General features: G+C 66.3%; 18 protein-coding genes. 6 read left to right on the forward strand and 12 right to left on the reverse strand.

Annotation, left to right across the window (positions count from 1 at the left end; genetic code table 11):
- Positions 1-974: 974 nt before the first annotated feature.
- Complete coding sequence (locus tag OHB12_RS07945; RefSeq protein WP_327117589.1) at positions 975-3005, forward strand: NADPH-dependent 2,4-dienoyl-CoA reductase; 2031 nt, start codon at positions 975-977, stop codon at positions 3003-3005.
- Positions 3006-3175: 170 nt separating this feature from the next.
- Here the strand turns inward: OHB12_RS07945 and OHB12_RS07950 are convergent, their stop codons facing one another.
- A complete protein-coding gene (locus tag OHB12_RS07950; RefSeq protein WP_327117591.1) occupies positions 3176-3622 on the reverse strand; it encodes a YybH family protein in 447 nt (148 codons plus the stop codon).
- A gap of 628 nt (positions 3623-4250) precedes the next feature.
- Here OHB12_RS07950 and OHB12_RS07955 point away from each other — a divergent pair.
- The 4 genes from OHB12_RS07955 (at position 4251) to OHB12_RS07970 (ending at position 8038) form a co-directional block, all read left to right on the forward strand.
- Complete coding sequence (locus tag OHB12_RS07955) at positions 4251-5279, forward strand: alpha/beta hydrolase (RefSeq protein ID WP_327117593.1); 1029 nt, start codon at positions 4251-4253, stop codon at positions 5277-5279.
- Positions 5280-5584: 305 nt separating this feature from the next.
- Complete coding sequence (locus OHB12_RS07960) at positions 5585-6136, forward strand: hypothetical protein (RefSeq protein WP_327117595.1); 552 nt, start codon at positions 5585-5587, stop codon at positions 6134-6136.
- A gap of 223 nt (positions 6137-6359) precedes the next feature.
- On the forward strand, positions 6360-7262 hold the full coding sequence (locus tag OHB12_RS07965) for an alpha/beta fold hydrolase (RefSeq protein ID WP_327117597.1): 903 nt from the start codon (positions 6360-6362) through the stop codon (positions 7260-7262).
- A 38-nt stretch (positions 7263-7300) separates the two neighbouring features.
- A complete protein-coding gene (locus tag OHB12_RS07970) occupies positions 7301-8038 on the forward strand; it encodes a MerR family transcriptional regulator (RefSeq protein WP_327117599.1) in 738 nt (245 codons plus the stop codon).
- 121 nt (positions 8039-8159) lie between these two features.
- On the opposite strand, the gene OHB12_RS07975 is transcribed toward OHB12_RS07970, so the two are convergent.
- The 11 genes from OHB12_RS07975 to OHB12_RS08025 form a co-directional block, all read right to left on the reverse strand.
- The gene (locus OHB12_RS07975) at positions 8160-8600 is read right to left on the reverse strand and encodes a hypothetical protein (RefSeq protein ID WP_327117601.1); all 441 of its coding nucleotides are present in this window, start codon (positions 8598-8600) and stop codon (positions 8160-8162) included.
- 13 nt (positions 8601-8613) lie between these two features.
- Entirely contained in the window at positions 8614-9267 is a 654-nt protein-coding gene (locus tag OHB12_RS07980) for a hypothetical protein (protein ID WP_327117603.1), read from the reverse strand.
- Positions 9268-9430: 163 nt separating this feature from the next.
- Complete coding sequence (locus OHB12_RS07985; RefSeq protein WP_327117605.1) at positions 9431-10624, reverse strand: vWA domain-containing protein; 1194 nt, start codon at positions 10622-10624, stop codon at positions 9431-9433.
- The gene (locus OHB12_RS07990; RefSeq protein ID WP_327117608.1) at positions 10621-11271 is read right to left on the reverse strand and encodes an SRPBCC family protein; all 651 of its coding nucleotides are present in this window, start codon (positions 11269-11271) and stop codon (positions 10621-10623) included. The genes OHB12_RS07985 and OHB12_RS07990 overlap by 4 nt, the downstream gene beginning before the upstream one ends.
- 12 nt (positions 11272-11283) lie before the next feature.
- Complete coding sequence (locus OHB12_RS07995; protein ID WP_327117610.1) at positions 11284-12171, reverse strand: AAA family ATPase; 888 nt, start codon at positions 12169-12171, stop codon at positions 11284-11286.
- The gene (locus tag OHB12_RS08000; RefSeq protein ID WP_327117612.1) at positions 12168-12761 is read right to left on the reverse strand and encodes a nucleotidyltransferase family protein; all 594 of its coding nucleotides are present in this window, start codon (positions 12759-12761) and stop codon (positions 12168-12170) included. Before OHB12_RS08000 ends, OHB12_RS07995 begins: the two co-directional genes overlap by 4 nt.
- Complete coding sequence (locus tag OHB12_RS08005; protein ID WP_327117614.1) at positions 12758-13651, reverse strand: XdhC family protein; 894 nt, start codon at positions 13649-13651, stop codon at positions 12758-12760. Before OHB12_RS08005 ends, OHB12_RS08000 begins: the two co-directional genes overlap by 4 nt.
- Before the next feature lie 26 nt (positions 13652-13677).
- Positions 13678-16068, reverse strand: a complete 2391-nt coding sequence (locus tag OHB12_RS08010) for an aerobic carbon-monoxide dehydrogenase large subunit (RefSeq protein ID WP_327117616.1) — start codon at positions 16066-16068, stop codon at positions 13678-13680.
- Positions 16065-16583, reverse strand: a complete 519-nt coding sequence (locus OHB12_RS08015) for a (2Fe-2S)-binding protein (protein ID WP_327117618.1) — start codon at positions 16581-16583, stop codon at positions 16065-16067. The genes OHB12_RS08010 and OHB12_RS08015 overlap by 4 nt, the downstream gene beginning before the upstream one ends.
- Positions 16574-17476: an FAD binding domain-containing protein gene (locus tag OHB12_RS08020; protein ID WP_327117620.1), complete on the reverse strand. Its 903-nt coding sequence runs from the start codon at positions 17474-17476 to the stop codon at positions 16574-16576. The genes OHB12_RS08015 and OHB12_RS08020 overlap by 10 nt, the downstream gene beginning before the upstream one ends.
- Before the next feature lie 57 nt (positions 17477-17533).
- On the reverse strand, positions 17534-18694 hold the full coding sequence (locus OHB12_RS08025) for an XdhC/CoxI family protein (protein WP_327120947.1): 1161 nt from the start codon (positions 18692-18694) through the stop codon (positions 17534-17536).
- 64 nt (positions 18695-18758) lie between these two features.
- Here OHB12_RS08025 and OHB12_RS08030 point away from each other — a divergent pair, with 64 nt between their 5' ends.
- Entirely contained in the window at positions 18759-19715 is a 957-nt protein-coding gene (locus OHB12_RS08030; RefSeq protein ID WP_327117622.1) for a LysR family transcriptional regulator, read from the forward strand.
- Positions 19716-19756 lie beyond the last annotated feature (41 nt).

Below are 19756 nucleotides of genomic sequence, written 5' to 3' on the forward strand. Positions count from 1 at the left end.
TCTTGCCGGCGCTCGGTGCAGCGAAAAGACGGTTCAACACGTAGGCTGCGCACCGTTATCGTGAGATCGGACGAACCAGGCTGCGCCGAAAACGAACCGGCGACTGTGGTCGCCGTCAATCGCTGTCGCAGCGCGGCAATGGTCTTGCCGGACAGTCCGGCCGAGGCCGCCTTCCGCAACTGCTCGAGCAGCTGCGCCAGCAGACCGACATGCCAAGAGTTCGCACTGTCGACCGGGTCGGTATCCGATCCGCGGACTCGCTCGACGGCGACTTCTGATGACGGTCCTTGAAGGACAGCGGCTCGACGACGCACTTCGACAGCGACAGATTGATCGACAGCCAACGAGCCGTGGTCCATGGGCGAACACTTCCTTTCACTGCAGCGAAAGGGTGCCGACAACGTCATAGGTAACCGACGGGACACCTGCGGCAGGTGCCCTACCTCCCCCCGCCCAGAAGACGAAATCAGTGCTCATTCGGTATCTCTCTCCGCCAAGCAAGCCGCAAGGCACGTCCAAGTTGCCTGCTGGACGTCAGCCTGCCAGCCGAATCAGCTCCTCGCAACCGGTGCACTCCTGTCCGACGGCACACCGTTCACCGGTATCGACGCGACTCCTGACCGTGGACTGGGGACTGCCAGACAGGCGGCATGCACGACAACAGTCAGCGCGCGAGCCTACCCACAGCATCGGCATGGCTACCCGAGGCGAACACCCCGAACAACAGGGCACTCAGCACCCAGCGCAGACACCGCGCTGACGGAAGGTGCAGCAGGTCGCACGTGCGATGGCGTCCGGCTCCAACCCCCCGCCCACAGCGGGACGGCACAAATCCTCGTAGCCAGTCGCAACGGGGATCCTCGGCGACGAGCCGCGCCATCGCGGTCAGCCCAATCCGATTGGGGATGTTCCCGTTTCCGAACGGGCCGTTCAACGGCATTGCGCACGTCGAGGCTGGTTACTACGTTCGTCCCATGAGTTCAGCTTTTCCGCGCTTGCTGTCGCCGCTCCGGGTGGGGCGCGTCATGCTGCGCAATCGCGTGGTGATGGGTTCGATGCACACCGGCCTCGAGGACCGAGATTGGCACATCGACCGACTGGCCGCTTTCTTCGCCGAACGAGCCCGCGGCGGCGTCGGCCTGATCGTCACCGGCGGATGCTCGCCCAATCGCGAAGGCTGGGTGTGGCCGTTCGCCCGCGGGATGATCACCGAGGCCGACGCCGAGCGACACCGCGTGATCACTGCGGCGGTACACGAGGCGGGCGCCAAGATCGCATTGCAGATCCTGCACGGGGGCCGTGATTCGCGTGTTCCGAACAATGTGGCGCCCTCGGCCGTGATGTCGCTGCTCACCGTTTTCGAGCCTCGGGCATTGTCCGAAAAGGATATCGAATCGACGATCGCCGACCATGTGCGCTGCGCGGAGTTGGCGAAATCAGCCGGATACGACGGAATCGAGCTGATGGGCGGCGAGGGCTTCCTGATCAATCAGTTCCTCGCGCCACGCACCAACACCCGATCCGATAATTGGGGTGGTTCGGCGGCCAATCGACGACGGTTTCCCGTCGAGATCGTCACCCGGACACGGGCCGCAGTGGGCGACGACTTCTTTATCATGTTCCGGATGTCCATGGCCGAATTCGTCGAAAACGGACAGACCTTCGAAGAGATCATCGCGCTGGCGAAGGAATTGGAATCAGCCGGGGTGGATATCATCAACACCGGCATCGGCTGGCACGAGTCGCGAGTGCCGACCATCGCCACCTCGGTGCCGCGCGCGGCGTTCGTCGGTTACACCGCCAGACTCAAAGCGCACGTGACCATCCCGGTGTGTGCGTCGAATCGGATCAACATGCCCGAGGTCGCCGAGGAGATCCTGGCGCGGGGCGATGCGGACCTCATCTCTGTGGCCCGTCCGCTGCTGGCCGACCCGGAATGGGTGAACAAGGCCGCCGAATCCCGGGTCGACGAGATCAACACCTGCATCGCATGCAACCAGGCCTGCCTCGACCACACTTTCACCAGGCAAACCGTGTCCTGCCTGGTGAATCCACGCGCCTGCCACGAAACGCTGCTGCAGCTGCTGCCCACCCGCCGCGCCAAACGTGTCGCCGTCGTCGGCGCCGGCCCCGCGGGACTGTCTGCCGCGATCGGGCTGGCCGAGCGCGGTCACCACGTCGAGCTCTTCGAAGCCGACGACAGGATCGGCGGCCAGTTCGACCTGGCTCGCCGCATTCCCGGCAAAGAGGAGTTCAACGAGTCGATCCGGTACTTCCATCGAAAGCTCGAACTCACCGGTGTCGCAGTGCATTTGAATATCCGGGTCACCGCCGAACAGCTTGCCGCGGGCGACTGGGACGAGGTTGTGCTGGCGACCGGTGTTCGCCCCGACACACCCGACATCCTGGGAATCGATCACCCGATGGTGCTGTCCTACCCGGAACTGATCCGGAAGGAGCGGCCCGTCGGCAAGCGCGTCGCAGTCATCGGCGCGGGCGGGATCGGTTTCGATGTCAGCGAATTCCTCACGGCCGCCGGTCACAGCCCGCTGAAACTCGAGGAGTGGCAGGACGAGTGGGGCATCACCCACGACGCCCACACTCCTGGACAATTGACAAGGCCCAAACGCTCCCCAGCCCTCCGGGATGTGTCACTGCTGCAACGGAAGTCGGGCGCATTCGGAACGACCCTCGGCACCTCGACCGGATGGATCCATCGCGCCGCTCTCGAAGCGAAGGGAGTCGAGCAGATCGGCCGGGTCAACTATGAGCGGATCGACGATAGCGGGCTGCACATCAGCTTCGGCAAGAGCCGGGAAGGGCGGCGCGTTATCGACGTCGACAACGTGATCGTATGCGCCGGCCAAGAATCCGTCCGAGACCTGAAAGATCCGCTCGAAACCCGCGGCACGCGTGTACATCTCATAGGCGGCGCCGACGAGGCCGCCGGAATCGACGCCAAACGCGCCATCGACCAAGGCACCCGCCTCGCCGCCGCGATCTGAAAACAGTGGGCAAGCACCTACTTCGAGACTTCTTACCGAGGTTCCGCGACCGATGTAGCGAATAGTCTGCGAATCTGACGGTTGACGTGGGGTAATGCGCCGTCACCTGTGGTGATCGCGGGTAACTATGTGATGGCGGGGTGGCCGGTCAGTCGATGGTGGGGTGCAGGTCATCCCGCGCTACCCGCGATGTTGGTGTTGTGAACGGAGCAGACCCACCAGCTGCCATTCCTTTCGGTGAAGACCCATGTGCCGCGGTTGGTTACCGAGAACTCCGGCGTCTGCAGCGCCTGCTCGACGTTGACGATCACATGCCCACCGGCGAGGAACCGTATAGCAAGAATTTCGTAGCGCGCCTCGGCATCCGGACTGTCCCGCAAGCCAGCCAAATGATAGGCGTGCAGGTCGTCCCAGTTCTGGAAGATGACGCCCGCCGGGTTGATGAAGACGACATCGTCGGTGAAGACGCTGTCGAAGGCGGTGGCGTCCTTTGCCACGAGGGCGGCCTCCAGCCGCTCGAACACCTTCGCGATCTCGGCGGCCGCGTCCTGATCCGTCTTGTCGAGTGCGGCTCTGGGCCGCTGCTTGTTGTCTGTAGTTACCTCATCGACCGTCATCCGCTCACCGTAGGACGTGCCGCCCCGCCGCAGAGGCGCAGTGCGCTTTCCAAGCACAGCGCCACTGCCTCCTGGGTGGTGAGGCGCGGCAAGGATTCTCTGTTGACGGAGGAGAAGCTCAGGGACAGGTGGACGGAGCCGTGTGCCATTGAGAATTGTTGTCGGTGCACCAGCAGGCTCTCTTTCCCGACCGTTGAGCGCTTGGCACTTCCGCCGAACCTGCTCCCATCGTGCCGTAGGCCCCCGCGGACCCACCGTCAGTACTTCGCCGGCTCCCCGACCTCGTAGGCCCGGACCGGCGGGCCGGTTCCGGCCCCGTGAGAGTGGTTCTGGAATATGGTGGTGCGCAGAGCGTTTGCCTGACGCGGGGGAGAACCCGGCTCGGCGGGTGTGCGGCGTCACATCTTCCCGGCACATAGACCGTCGAGCTTCATCCTTGCGGTTTACTAGGCGAGTGTGTGATGTCTTCGGGGGGCCCGCTGCTCGGGCCGATAGAGTCAGTCGGCAAGAAACTGTCGATCGAAACCGTCGAGCTACAGGAGGATGGCCGGTGCGGCATGGCGGTTCAGGCTCGTCTTCTGCGGTGCGGCTCGATAGCCCGCGCCTCCCGATGCGGTGGGTTGCCGAGATGGTTGCGCCTGCAGTGGTGATACTGGGGGCCCTGGCAATGGTGCCCGGGGTGGCCCTCGCGGAGCCGCCGACGTCCGGCACGAATACCGGGTCGTCTGATGGTTACCAAGCCCCCGCAGAGAGCGCCGACCTTCCGGCGCGGCCGGTCATCGACCGTATCGAGCCGATCACCGACCGTTGGCTGCGGGTATACGTGAAATCGCCGGCGATGAACCGTGTCGTGCAGGTACAGGTACTCCTGCCTGCCGACCGTAGCCGGCCGCGATCCACCCTGTACATGCTCGACGGCCGCGGTGCTCCCGAGAACGCCAGTAGCTGGATCGAGCACGGTCATGCCGTGGAATTCTTTGCCGACAAGAACGTCAACGTCGTGCTCACCACCGGCGGTCCGGCCAATCTCTACACCGACTGGCAGCGCCACGATCCTGTGCTGGGCACCAACAAATGGGAGACGTTCCTCACCCGCGAACTGCCGCCGCTGATCGACGCACAGTTCGAAGGCACCAGGCGTAACGGGATCCAGGGGGTCTCGATGGGCGCCGAAGCAGCGATGATGCTCACATTCCGAACACCGGGCCTGTACTCCGTCGTCGCGGCCCACAGCGGTTGCTACACCGTCGCCTCCGGCACCGGTCAAGCTCAAGCCCGCGCGATCGTCAAAACCTACGGCGGCAACCCGGACAATATGTTCGGCACACTCACCGACCCCGACTGGCGCGCCCACGACGTCATGACGCACGCGGAAGCCTTGCGCGGTACCAGAATCTACCTGTCCAGCGGTAGCGGAATCCCTGGAGAACACGACGTGCCCGGCCAAGTCGAGCTTCCCGACGCCATCACCGTTGGAGGCCCTCTCGAAACCGGAGCCTACGAATGCGCTCGCGCACTCGGGAACCGACTGGCACAGTTACAGATTCCGGCGACGGTGAATCTGCGGCCCACCGGCACACACTCCTGGCCGTACTGGGCAGACGAACTGTCCCGGTCGTGGCCGACCATCGCCGAAGCACTCGACAACAACCACTGACTGATTACTGGGTAGCCGCCGACGTCTCGACCACAACCGATGGACAGATCCCCAGAAGTGGACTCGATGAGGCAAAGCGGTCCCTGAGTCACACCAGCTGCGGTGACGACACCGATCCTGTCAGCCGGCCCCGGACCGGCCATCACCAACACCAGCAGGTGGGCCGCGTGTTGGGAGCACGGTCCCGCTCATTGAGCGGCATGATGAGGATCGGCGCCGGTTTGCGGTTCAGCGCCGACCTCGGCTGCGCCGCAAAGCAACTGGACGCGGGCGACGGGTGGCGTCCATGTGGAAGTGTGGGCAGTATGTCGCATCGACTCCGAAACATCAGACCCCGCCGCGCAATCCGTCCGCGCGGCGCGGTGACCGTCGCGGTCTTCGCAGTCACCACACTGGCAATGTCCGGGTGCGGCGAGTCGCAATTGGAGTCCATGAAGGTCGGCGACTGCGGCTATTTCACGCGGGGCCAAGCGAACCGTGCGTGGGACCTGCAGCGCCGCAGCTGCAGCGACCCAGAGGCCGCGCTGGTCGTCGTGCGCGACGCCTCGACCCTAGAGTGCCCTGACCACTCGTTCAGCTGGTCCTCCCAGGGGAAGTCGAGCAAGACACGCTACGTCTGCACCCATCTGAACGCTCAGGTCGGTGACTGCTTCAACGACCCGAAGAACGAGTACGGGCACCTGTACCGGTTGCGGAAGGTGCCGTGCTCGACGCCGGGGGTCTACCAGGTGAACACCCGCGTCGAGAGCCACGACTACGGGGTCTGCCACACCGCCGACAGCAGGTACAACAAGACCACCGGCGTCGAGCACAAGCAGCCGCCGGTGTCGTTCTGCCTGCATCGCGTCGGTACCTGACGACATCGCCTGCGACCAGCGAACAGCCGATGGCGCGCACCGTCGATGCACGGAGTCATGTCGCTCTGAGTGCGCTCTGGGCGGGCACCCAGATAGTTCTTTGGGTGCGTCGTGATGAACTTCCGATCAGCCGCACGGCAGCGCGTTGAACAGCTGCGCACGTTTCGGGTACTGCGGCGGACGGGTTGACCCTGACCCTGCGTCAGGGTTAGAGCCTTGTCACATGACCAACAACAGCACTTCCTCGGCTCGGCTCGCTCCGCCGGTCGGCGGATTCCAGGAGATCGACGGCCGCCGCATTTTCGTGCATCGGTCGGGCAGCGGCGGACCGGCCGTCGTGTTCCTGCCGGGTGCCGGCGCGGTCGGTCTGGACTATTTCGTTGTCCAGCAACACGTTTCGCAGTTCACCACCGCCGTAGTCTACGATCGCGGCGGCACGGGCTACAGCGATCCCCTCCCGCTGCCGCGCTCCGCCGCCGCGGTCGCCACGGAACTGCGCGAGCTGCTGCGCGCCCAGAACATCCCCGCCCCCTACATTCTCGCGCCACACTCCCTCGGCGGCTTCTACGCGCATCGGTTCGCTCAGCTGTACCCGCGGGACGTGGCCGGACTGGTCTGGTTGGACGGCCTGCACCGCGACTGGGACGACTTCATGCCGCCCGCGATGCATCTGGCCACGGCCGAGCAGATGGCACCTGATCTGGACCAGTTCGAACAGCAACGCTCGGCCATGCGCGAGATGCGCGCCGACTTGCTCGCGGACTACCCGGAGCACGTCCGGCGGCCGCTGATCGATGCCAAGGCGAGTGACGAATCTATCCAGGTCGGCATCGCCGAGCGCAGCACGTTGACCGAACTGGCCACCGAACTGCGGGCCGGGCCGGGCCTTCCTGATGTCCCGGTGGTCGCTCTCAGCGTGCTGGGCACCGACCCCGCCCAGCAGGCGGAGATGCTGCAGAAGATGCATGACGGCAGGAGGCGAATGGACGCGGCCCTGGTGAGCGCGGTCTCGCACGGGGAACAACGCATCCTCTCCGACACCGTGCACCACCGGCTCTGCTTCGACCGACCCGATGCCGTGATCCAGGCGATCCGCGACGTCGTCGACCGGGCGGCTCGCCCCTAGACTCGGCACAATCACGTTTCACGAAGACGAGGAGGACGGTGCTCACGATCAGTCAGCTCGCGGCGACCGCCGGCGTGACCGTGCGCACCGTTCGCCACTACCACCACGTCGGCCTGTTGCCCGAGCCCGAGCGTGATGCCTCCGGCTACCGCCGCTACAGCGCGCAAGCGGCGGTGGATCTCATCCGGATCAGAACGCTCGCCGATGCAGGTGTTCCACTGGCCCGTATCGACGCGCTGCTGCACGCGCAGCCGACCGAATTCGCCGCGGCCATCACCGACATCGACGCCGAATTGCAGCGCAAGATCGACCAGCTCACCGAATACCGCCGTCGGATCGCTGAATTGGCAAGCGGCGAAAGGCTTGTCCTGCCTGCCGAGGTGGTCGCCATCCTGGACCGGATGCGCAGTCTCGGGGTCAGCGAATTGCGGGTACGACTCGAGCGCGACTCGTGGATCCTGATGCAGGCACTGGATCCGCCCGCCGTGCCGCAGCGGATACGGGACAAGAACGCCGCCTTCGACGACCCCGAGACGACGCGCCTGTATCTCGCCTGTGATCAATCCGTCGACTGGGATCCAGACGATCCACGCCTGGACCGGCTCATCGACGACTTGGACGCATGGGAGATCGAACACGAACGAGACAGCAGCCAGCCAGGGATCCTGAAGCTGGTCATTTCCCGGATCTCCGAGGCATCACCGGCATGGCATCGCATCCTCGATGCGCTCGCCCACCGCGCCAAGCGGCGCCGAACCGCCGGGCACGACAGCTGAAGCCGGCACCCGTGGTCATGTCCGACAGCTGATGCACGCACATCGGCATTACAAGACGTCCGCACGGCGCCGGACTTCGGCGATTGCTACCGGGACCGGTCGGCGGCTCCCCCGAGTCAGGTTATGGGGCTGGGCGGCTGTACATCACGTAGAGCTTGCCGTTGTGGGAGGCTGCGGCAGGTTCACTGGCCAGCCTGTTGGATTGCGGTCCGCTGACGTCCTGCAGTCCGCTCCACGAGCTGGCGTGCGTCGCTGCCTTCATGAAGCCGTCCGTCCCGCGCAAGAACAGCCACAGCCTATTGGCGTGATAGGCGAGGGCCGGCCCGTGGGGAGTGGGCCAGTTCTTGATCTCCTCGCCGCCGAACCGGTAGGACCCGGCGTGACCGCTGGTGTAGATCTTGTTGTCGGTCCCGCGGACGACCCGCCACAGCCGGGTGGGAGTCGAGGCCATCGTGACGGGGCTGTCGGTCCGCCAGTTCATGTTGTCCCCCACAGCGGAGCCGAAGCCGGTGCCGGAGTTCGATTGGTGGTAAATCGAGCCGTCGCCAGCCGTGTGGGTCATGAAGACCCGGTTGTTATCGGTTCCGTCCACTGCCAGGTTCGGGGCCCGGAACGAACGGTATCCGTCCCACTTTTTCACTGCGCCCCATCCCCCGGATTCGGTGAAGGTGCGCGTGTACAGCGCATCGTTCATACCGGTGACGGCGTAGTACAGGTTGCCGTGCGCCGCGCACACGGCGGGGCGTAGTAACTGGAGTCCTGGCGAGCGGGGCCTGCTTCTTGTCGCTGGTGGAGCTGACGTACCAGTAGATCTCGTCGTTCCCGCTCAGTCCGTCGCCCACCTCCCGCTCGACGCGGAAACTCTCCAGCTCCAATTTCACGGTGTAGGTCGGCGCGGGGCTCTGCCCGCTGTCTTGGGCCGGCTGGCTGCGTGGCGCCGTGGCGCCGAACCCGAACTGGCGGGTGGCGCCGATGAAGGTCTGGCTGTCGATAGCGCCGCCCGATGCCAGTACCTCCGGGTCGAGGGCCGAGGTGTTCGGTCGTGCCAGGTGCTCCTGCGCTACCGCGCCGAAGTCCGTCTTCAGATTGGCGAGGGAGTAGCCGGGGGTCACCGCACGGCGGGTGATCGCCTCGGGGAGCATGTCCACCTTGCCGGCTTGGCGGTCCACCGCCTCCCGGTAGACCCGCCCCCACTCCTTGATCTCCGCATCCGTCAGCGCCGCCCGCATCGCGGTCTACCGGCCATGAACGTTCCACCCTTCTGCCGAGGGCCCCGAGCGAAACCCTGACCAGGGTAGGGCGATATGAGAAGAAGTCTCGCCAGGACGCGCCAAGAAGCCAGTCCGGTCAGTCCTTAGGTCTGCTGGCGCTTCTGCCTCAGGTAGAACGGGGTCAGGCCGATGCAAGGGCTTGCGTGAACGCGTACATACCCTCCAGCGTGTGCGCGGGCATCATGATGTCGCAGAACGGCAGAGCCGCCGCCATCGCACCGGTGGCAGGCTGGAATCGGGAGTCGCCCGCACGAGGATTGAGCCAGATGACGCGCCAAGCCCGGCGTTGGATCCGGGCCATCGCACGGGCGAGGACATCGGGGGTGTCGCTGTCCCAGCCGTCCGATGCGATGACGACTACGGCGCCGCGCACCGCATTACCGGACGGAGTTGCGAGCAGCGCGCCGAGGCATCGGCCGATGTGCGTGCCACCGTAGCGGTCAACCACCTTGTCGTTGGCCCGGGTCACCGCCACATCTGGGGAACAGTGCGCCAGCACCGAGGTCAGCCTGGTCAGCGAGGTGGAGAAGGCGAAAACCTCAGGTCGATCGGGCGAACGGTGTTGCATCGCGGCCCGCATCAGGTGCAGGTAGATCGTCGAATACGGCTGCATCGAGCGGCTGACGTCGCAGATCATGACGATTCGGCGCGGGCGGCGCCGGGGACGAGTACGGACCAGCACCGCCGACTCCCAGCCGGTGCGGCGGGAGTTGTTCATCGTCGCCCGGAAGTCGATCCGCTTGCCGTGCGAATGGTTTTCGTAGCGCCTGCTGCTGCGCTGCGGCCAGAGCGCCGACGCCTGCTCCAGCCAGGCCCCGATTGTCCGCAGATCGTCCGGATCGAAGCGGGCGAACGGTTCCTGTGCTCGTGCCACGAACCGGCTCGGCAGCACGTCCGGCAGCGCCACACCCTTGTCGGTCGATCGGTCGGCACCCGTTGCTGATTGCAGTGTTGTCCACGGGGCTTCGCCCCCTTCTTGCCGAGACTGCCCCCGACCGCCCCTGCTCGGTGCCGACGCGCGTTCGGTCGGCAGTCTGCGCGTTCGGCTCGGCGGGTCCACGCCCAGCACCGCGTCGGCGAACACCGTCGCGAAGACCGCGTCGAAGGCAGCGAGATCCTGCATGCGATCGACGAGCGTGAGCCGCGCAGCCCAGTAGAACTCGGTGCGCGACCGCGGAGCCATGCGGCGCAAGGCTTGCACGAACAGCGCGGGCCCGCTCGGCGCCACCGCGACGCCACCACGGCGCAGCCGCGCGACCACCGCGACAGCGAATGCGGCCAGATCGACGCCGCGCAGCAGTATCGCTCGTGTCATCGCTTCCCGCGCATTCGCCTGCGTACCAGGACAATTGCGAGCGCGGCCGCCAGCACGAACGCGATCGTCGGCGCATACTTCTTGATCATCGCAGGCCCGACCAGATCGACGAGGTCGAGCGGTGCCTGCTCGGGTTGCGCGACCGGTTGCGGTCGCATCCCTCGGCCGCCCGGCCCGACGACCGCCTCCGTGGCGGCCGAATCACCCGCCGCGAGTTTCGCTTCGAGGGATGTGACGAATTGACCGACCAGCTTCTCGGACACCTGCTGCAGTATCCCGCTGCCGAATTGAGCAAGCTTGCCGACAATCTTGAGGTCGGTGTCCACGGTGACGCGGGTCTTGTCGCCGTCTTCGCGGAGTTGCGTGGTGATGGTCGCCGCTGCGTTTCCGGATCCGCGTGAATCCCGGCCGCTGCCGTTGATCACCGCGCGATGGTCGTGGTCGTCGCGCTCGACGAAATTCGCCTTTCCGGTGAATTCGCTGGTCACCGGGCCGACTCTGACCTTCATTCTGCCGAGGAAGTGCTCTCCCTCCCAGCCCACCATCTGTGCGCCGGGCATGAGCGGGACCACCTGTTCGAGGTCGGTCAGCACCTCCCATGCCCGCTCGACGGGTGCGTTGACGGTGAACTCATTGGCGATCTTCATCGGGTATCCCTCTCATCCGGTAGCCAGGCTTTGGGTGTATTCGACGAATGCCGCGTGCACGGCGGCGCGGTCGTCAGGTGTCTTCGCCAATGCGCTCAGCGCGGTGACCGCTTCCGGCGCGGCAAGATCGGCGACGTCGAGCGTCGCCAGCGCGGCGATCCAGTCGATGGTCTCGGCGACGCCGGGCGGCTTGTCGAGATCGAGATCGCGGGCGCGGCCGACGAATCGGGTGGCGTGCTCGATCAGCGCGTCGGTTGCCCCGGGCACGGTGCGTCGCACGATCGCCACCGCGCGGGCCGGCTCCGGGTAGTCGATCCAGTGGTAGAGGCAGCGCCGACGCAGCGCGTCATGCAGGTCGCGACTGCGGTTCGAGGTCAGCACCGAGAGCGGCGGGTGCTCGGCGACAAAGGTCCCGAGCTCGGGAACTGTCACCGTGGCCTCACCGAGGAATTCGAGCAGCAGAGCTTCGAATTCGTCGTCGGCGCGGTCGATTTCGTCGACCAACAGCACCGGGGGCGTCGGACCGCGATATCGCACACAGCGCAGGATCGGGCGGTTCACCAGGAATGCCTCGGTGAACAGGTCGGCTTCGGTGAGGTCGGCGCCGCGCGCCTCGGCGAGCCGGATGCTGAGCAGCTGACGCTGGTAATTCCAGTCGTACAGCGCTTCGCTCACGGTGAGGCCCTCGTAACACTGCAGGCGTATCAGCGGTGCACCGAGTACGGTGGCGAGGGTCTTCGCCGCCGTCGTCTTGCCCACTCCCGGTTCGCCTTCCAGTAGCAGCGGCCGACCCAACGTGGTGGCCAGATAGAAGGCGGCGGCGGTCCCGGTATCGAGCAGGTAGTCGTCGGCGTCGAATCGTCGCACCACGTCCTCGACATCGTCGAACGGCGACATCATGGTGACGCCGTGGCGCGCAGGCGCTCGTAGTCGTCCCAGGTGTCCACGTCCAAGGGCATCGGTGCGTCGACGTCGAGTCGTGACACCGTGACGCGGCCCGACTCGATGATCTTCCACACGGCCTTGTCGCCGTGCAATCGGGCCAGCTCGCCGAATATGCTGCGGCTCAGCCAGAATGGATGCCCGACGCCGTCGTGGTAGCGGCAGACCGTGATCGCGGCGGTTGTTCCCTGGGCGATCAGTCGGTCGACGGTCGCCGCCGACAGACCCGGTTGATCACCGAGCATCAGAACGATTCCGGCGGCCCGGGGATTCACCGAGCTCAGGGCCGAACGCAACGACGACGAGCAGCCAGAACCGAAGTCGTCGGCCATGACCACCTCCAGCCCGGCGAGATCGACCTGCTGCCGGACCTCCGCCGCTGCGCCGCCGAGGGTGACGATGATCTGATCGAAAACGCAGGATCGCACCGCGTCGAGGGTGGCGCCGAGAACCGTCGTACTCCGGTACGGCAGTAGCTGTTTTGCGGTGCCGAGACGCTGTGAGGTTCCCGCGGCGAGTACGACTCCGGTGACGAACCCGATTGTCATGAGCCCGTCCTCGCCGCGGCGAAGGAGGTGCGGCAGCTGGAGCTGCAGAACCAGTGGTCGACATCGTCGATAGTGAGATGCGGCGTGTCCGGCCCGACCGTCACGGTCATCCCGCACACCGGATCGAGCGCCTCGACCGCGACACTCGCCGTGCGGGGCGTGACGGCCAAGCCACCTTTGCGGATCACCTGGATCACTTGCGCGACAATCGAGACGGCGATCTCCGCGGAGGTCTTGGCGCCGATCGGCAAACCCACCGGGGTGCGCACGCGCGCCCGCTCGGCCTCGGTCAACCCGAGCTCGTTGAGAATCGACGCACCCCGAATCTTGCTGGCCACCAAACCGATATAGCCCACACCGGCGTCAAGCGCGGCGCGGATCATCTCGGCTTCCTGTCCACCATGGCTGGCGATCACCATCGCCGTCGTGTCGGCCGACGATGCCAGCGAGTCGGCTCCGGCAACACTACGCTGCACCCCGAATCCCACCAGTTCGCACATTTCGACCAGGGCGTCCGCGATGGGTGTCGCGCCGCAGATGCGCACCAGCGGCGCCGGGATCTGCGGCTCGAGGAATATCTCCAGCGCTCCGCCGGACAGACAGGGATTCACCACCACCGCCGCGCCGGGCGCTTCGGGAAACTGCAGATCGCCGTCGGGCAGCACACGCAGCAGCACACTCTCGTGCGACTGCAGGGCACCCAGCGCCGCCTTGCGGACCGAGTTCTGGGCGCACTGGCCACCGACGAATCCTTCGATCGTCCCGTCCTGCAGCAGGATCGCCTCGTCCCCGGCGTGCGCCGAGGTCGGCTGCTGCGCGCGCACGACGGTCGCGTGCACGAACGGAGTCCGGGTGTGGACCAGCTGCTGTGCACGCTCCGTCATCTTCATCGGTGATCCCATCGCTCGCACCCCACTCAGATGGGCGGTGTGGCCCGCCCCTGCATCGCTTCCCACACCCGCGACGGCGTCAGCGGCATGTCGGCGTGCCGAACTCCATACGGCGCCAACGCATCCACCACCGCATTGACCACCGCTGCCGGCGATCCGACCGTGGCCGATTCGCCGATGCCTTTCGCACCGATCGGGTGGTGCGGCGAAGGGGTGACCGTGTACCCGGTCTCGAAATGCGGAACCTCGAGCGCCGTCGGAATGAGGTAGTCCATCAGGGATCCGCCGAGGCAGTTGCCGTCCTCGTCGAAGGCCATGATCTGCATCAGCGCCATGCCGATGCCGTCGGTGATGCCGCCGTGCACCTGACCCTCGATGATCATCGGATTGATCCGGGTGCCGCAGTCGTCGACGGCAAGGAAGCGCCGCACCTTCACCACCGCTGTCCCTGGGTCGATGTCGACGACGCAGAAGTACGCACCATACGGGTAGGTGAGATTCTCCGGGTTGTAACAGATCTGCGCGTCGAGTCCGCCCTCGATGCCTTCGGGCAGATCACCGGCGCCATGTGCTCGCATCGCGATCTGCTGGATCGTCACGGCCGCGGACGGATCCCCCTTGACGTGGAACGAGCCCTTCTCCCACTCGAGGTCGGCGATGGAGACTTCGAGCATGCCGGACGCGATGATCCGCGCCTTGTCGCGCACCTTCCGCGCCACCAGTGCGGCAGCGGCGCCCGAGACCGGTGTCGACCGGCTGCCGTAGGTGCCAAGGCCGAACGGAGTCTGATCGGTATCGCCGTGCACCACGTCGATGTCGTCCGGCGGGATGCCGAGTTCTTCGGCGACGATCTGGGCGAACGTCGTCTCGTGCCCCTGCCCCTGGGTCTGAACCGCTATGCGCACCACGGCTTTACCAGTCGGATGGACGCGCAGCTCGCACCCGTCGGCCATCCCGAGTCCGAGGATGTCCATATCCTTGCGCGGACCCGCGCCGACGGCTTCGGTGAAGAAGGACATCCCGATGCCCATCAACTCGCCGCGGGCGCGCTTGTCCTGCTGCTCCTTCCGCAAGGCGTCGTAGCCGATCATGTCCATCGCCAGGCGCATGGTCTTCTCGTAGTCGCCGGAGTCGTATACCCAGCCGGTCTTGCTGGTGTACGGGAACTGTTCTGGGCGAAGGAGATTCCGCAGCCGCAGTTCGGCCGGATCCATCTTCAGTTCGTAGGCGAGGCAATCCACCAACCGCTCGACGAAGTAGACGGCCTCGGTGATCCGGAACGAGCACGCGTAGGCGACGCCGCCGGGGGCCTTGTTCGTGTAGACCGCGGTCATCTTGCAGTAGGCGGCCTCGATGTCGTAACTACCGGTGAAGACGCCGAAGAAGCCGGCCGGATACTTCAACGGCGCGGCCGTGCCGTTGAAGGCGCCGTGATCGGCGAGCACGGTCGATCGGATGGCCAGGATCTTGCCCTCGGCGGTGGCGGCGATCTCGCCGACCATGATGTAGTCGCGGGCGAACCCGGTACTGGTGAGATTTTCGGTGCGATCCTCCATCCACTTCACCGGTTTGCCCAGCAGCAGCGACCCGACTATGGCGCAGACGTACCCCGGATAGATGGGTACCTTGTTGCCGAACCCGCCGCCGATATCGGGTGAGATCACCCGGATCTTGTGCTCGGGCAGTCCGGCCACCAACGCGTAGAGCGTGCGGTGGGCATGCGGCGCCTGGCTCGTCGACCACAGCGTGAGCTTCCCCGTCACAGGATCGAGATCCGCGACGGCACCGCAGGTCTCCATCGGGGCGGGATGCACTCGCGGATAGACGATCTCCTGCTCGACTACGACGCCGGCGCGAGCGAACACCGCCTCGGTCGCGGCAGCGTCGCCGGTCTCCCAGTCGAAGCAGTGGTTGTCCTGCTTGCCCTCGAGCTCGTCGCGGATCACCGGCATCCCGGGCGCCAGTGCGGTCCTGGCATCGATCACCGGATCGAGCATCTCGTACTCGACGTTGATGAGCTCCAACGCATCACGCGCGGAGTAGCGATCCTCGGCGACGACGAAGGCCACCTCCTGGCCCTGGAACCGGACCTTGTCCGTCGCCAGCACCGCCTGCACATCGTTCGAGAGCGTCGGCATCCAGGCCAGTCCCTTCGCCGCCAGATCCGCACCCGTGACAACCGCTCTGACCTTCGGATGCGCCTGTGCCGCAGAGACATCGACGCTCACGATCCGCGCGTGCGCGAGCGGGGAACGCAGGATCGCCAAGTGCAACATGCCGGGCAGCGACACGTCGTCGACGTAATTGCCGCGTCCGCGAATGAACCGCGGATCCTCCTTGCGGAGCATCCTGCCGTGACCGCACGGCTTGTGGTCGTTGTCGACACGGTCTTCGGGCCGGGACTCGACGGCGGTCATGACGCGCTCCCCACGGGCGTTGGCGTGGCGGCGGGTTCGGGCTCTACCGCTTGGCCTCGTTGCTTCGCTGCGGCCCACTGGATCGACCGCACGATAGTGGTATATCCGGTGCAGCGGCAGATCTGGCCCGAGATCGCCTCCCGGATGGTCTGCTCGTCGGGATTCGGGTTGCGGTCGAGGAGGGCGCGGGCAGTGATCATCATTCCTGGCGTGCAGAATCCGCACTGCAACCCGTGACACTGCATGAAGCCCTCCTGCACGGGATCGAGTCGGCCATCCACCTCGAGCCCCTCGACGGTGCGCACCGCACGACCGCCGGCCATGACGGCCAGCATCGTGCACGACTTCACCGGTTCGCCGTCGACCTCCACCACACAGGTGCCGCAGTTGCTGGTGTCACAGCCCCAGTGGGTTCCGGTGAGCCGCAACTGATCTCGCAGGAAATGCACGAGCAGGGTGCGTGGCTCGACCTCCGCGGTCACCGGCTCACCGTTGACGGTCATGGTTACCTGCATGGCTGACTCCCTTCCAGCGCAGAATCATTCAGTACGCGCTCGACCGCGGTGCGCAGCGCACGAATCGTCAGTTCGGACGCCAGATGGCGCTTGTAGTCCGCGTTGCCGCGTGCATCGGAGGCAGGTGAGCACGCCGCGCTCGCCCGGCGGCCCGCCTCCGAGAAGATCTCCTGGGTGGGCGGCTCACCGAGGAGCACGTCCACCGAGGAGGCGAGCGCCGCTGGATCGGGGTTGACCGCCGTCAGACCGATCCGCGCGGCCGCGATCGTCCCGCCGTGCAGTGTCACCGTCGCGCCGGCCGCCGCGATCGCCCAGTCGCCGACCCGGCGCTCCACCTTCGCGTAGGCACTCGATGTCCGATGCCGCACGGGAATTCGGATCTCGATCAGAAGTTCGTTGTGCGACATGGCGGTTTCGTACGGACCGACCAGGAAGTCGTCCATCGCGATCTCCCGGTCGCCGAACGGTCCGCGCACCAGGCAGGTGGCGCCGAGGACCGTGCAGACGGTGGTGAGATCTTCGGCAGGATCGGCCTGGCACAGCGAGCCGCCGATCGTGCCGCGGTTGCGCACGACCGGATCGGCGATCACGCGCTCGGCGTCACGGAAGATCGGGCACACGGCGGCGAGATCGTCGGACTCGAGCACATGCCGATGCCGGACCATCGCACCGATTCGCACCAGGGTCGGATCGGTGACGATGTATCCCAGTTCGGCGGCCAGGTCGTTGATGTCGATGAGATATTCCGGATTGGCCAGACGCAGCTTCATCATCGGCAGCAGGCTGTGCCCACCCGCGACGATGCGCGCCTCCTCCCCCAGCCGGTCCAGTAGTCCGATGGCGTGGTCCACGCCCGTTGCGCGCTCGTATTCGAATGGCCCAGGAACTTGCATGTGATCGACCTCACATAAGCGGGAATAAGCCCACCCTCTGCCCCGCCGATCCCGTCGTCAAGACCGATTTAAGGAATCACTTAATTCGCTGTTCGCGCCCGGTGTGTGGTGAATCCGGCCGCCGGTTTCGGCCAGTGAGCGGCCATCCCCGCCCCAGCGTCGCGCGATGATCTCGGCCGCGATGGACACCGCCGTCTCTTCGGGTGTCCGCCCGCCCAGATCCAGCCCGATCGGGCTGGCAAGTCGGGCGAGTTGCTCGTCGGTGAGGCCTGCCTGCACCAGCCGGGACAGCCGCTCGTCGTGGGTGCGGCGTGACCCCATGGCGCCGACATAACCGATCTCCGGCGCACGCAGTGCCACCTCGAGCAGCGGAACGTCGAACTTGGGATCGTGGGTCAGTACGCAGACGACGGTCCGTGCATCGACCGCGCCGGCCGCGATCTGCGCGGCCAGGTAGCGGTGCGGCCAGTCGACGACGACCTCGTCGGCGGTCGGGAATCGGGCGGAGGTGGCGAAGACCTGCCGCGCGTCGCACACCGTCACCCGGTACCCGAGGAACGATCCCTGCTGGGCGACGGCGGCGGCGAAATCGATCGCCCCGAACACCAGCATCCGCGGCTGTCGGGCATAACTGGCGACGAAAATCGCCATGCCCTCGCCGCGACGCTGCCCGTCCGGACCGTAGGACAGCACCTCGCTGCGGCCCGCCGCGAGCAGCCCGCCCGCGTCGTCGATCACCGCATCGTCGGCGCGCGCCGACCCCAGCGTGCCGTGCGCATTGCTCGGCCGGATCAGCAGCCGTCGCCCTACCCGGGCGGCGTCGGGGTGCTCGATGACGGTGGCGATCGCGACCGGCCGCTGGTCGGTGATGTCCGCGGCGATCTCGCCGAGTTCCGGAAACGTCTCCCGCGAGATCGCTTCGACGAAGATATCGATGATGCCGCCGCAGGTGAGACCAACGGCGAATGCGTCGTCATCGGAGAGGCCGTACCGCTGCAGCACCGGACGACCGGTCCGGACGACATCGGTGGCGAGTTCGTAGACCGCGCCCTCGACGCAACCACCGGAGACCGAACCGCCGACCGTCCCGTCCGGGGCGACGACCATGGCCGCACCAGGCGGTCGCGGCGACGAACGGAAGGTCCGCACGACAGTCGCGACCCCAGCCGTGCCCCCGGCGTTCCAGGTTGCCATCAGATCCGTGAGCACGTCCTGCACGATATGTCCTCCAGGCACGATGCGACTGTCGGCGCTGCGTCCACCTCCAACGTAGACTCGAATTGTGACGCCCGCCCAGCTTCGGGCTTACTCGACCGTGGTGCGGCTCGGCTCCGTCCATGCGGCGGCCAGAGAGCTGGGGATGTCCGACGCCGGTGTCTCGACGCACATCGCCCAGTTGCGCAAGGAGCTCGACGACCCGCTGTTCACCCGTGCGGCGGCGGGTCTGGCTTTTACGCCCGGCGGGCTGCGCCTGGCCAGCCGGGCGATCGAGATGCTCGGTCTGCAGCGCCAGACCGCCATCGAGGTGAGCGAGGCGGCGCACGGCCGACGGCTGCTCCGCATCGCGGCATCGAGCACGTTCGCCGAACATGCCGCGCCCGGCCTCATCGACCTGTTCGCGGCGCGGGCGAAGGATCTGTCGGTCGAGCTGAGTGTGCATCCCACCAGCCAGTTCCGCAGCCTGATCGAGAGCCGTGCGGTGGACATCGCGCTGGGGCCCGGGCAGGACGGCACCGACACGACCATCACCGCCCGGCCATTCCTGAAGTATCAGATCATTTCGGTCGCGCGCCCCGACAGCCCACTGGTGGACGTCACACCGCATCCGGCGCTGCTGCGGGAGCAGCAATGGATGCTGGGCCCCAGCGCCGGCAGCGCCGACGGGCAGATCGCGACGATGCTGCGCGAGTTGGCCATTCCCGAATCACACCAGCGGATCTTCCAGAGCGACGCCGCCGCTCTCGAAGAGGTCCGCCGTGTCGGGGGCATCACCCTGACGATCGGCTTCGCCGTCTTTTCCGACCTCGCGGCCGGCCGGTTGACCCACATCAAGGGACCCGGTCTTCAGGTATCCGACGAGTGGTGCGCGACCACCCTGCCGCCCGACACCCGCCAGCCCGCGGTGTCGGAACTGCTGCGGTTCATCACCACCCCGCGATGCATCCAGGCGATGATCCGCGGGTCTGGCGTGGGCGTTACGCGGTTCCGCCCGAAAGTGCATGTGACGCTGTGGAGTTGAACACGGGCTACCCGCCGGCTCTGCCTCGACAAGGGCCTGCT

Source organism: Nocardia sp. NBC_01730 (assembly GCF_035920445.1).
Lineage (GTDB): Bacteria > Actinomycetota > Actinomycetes > Mycobacteriales > Mycobacteriaceae > Nocardia.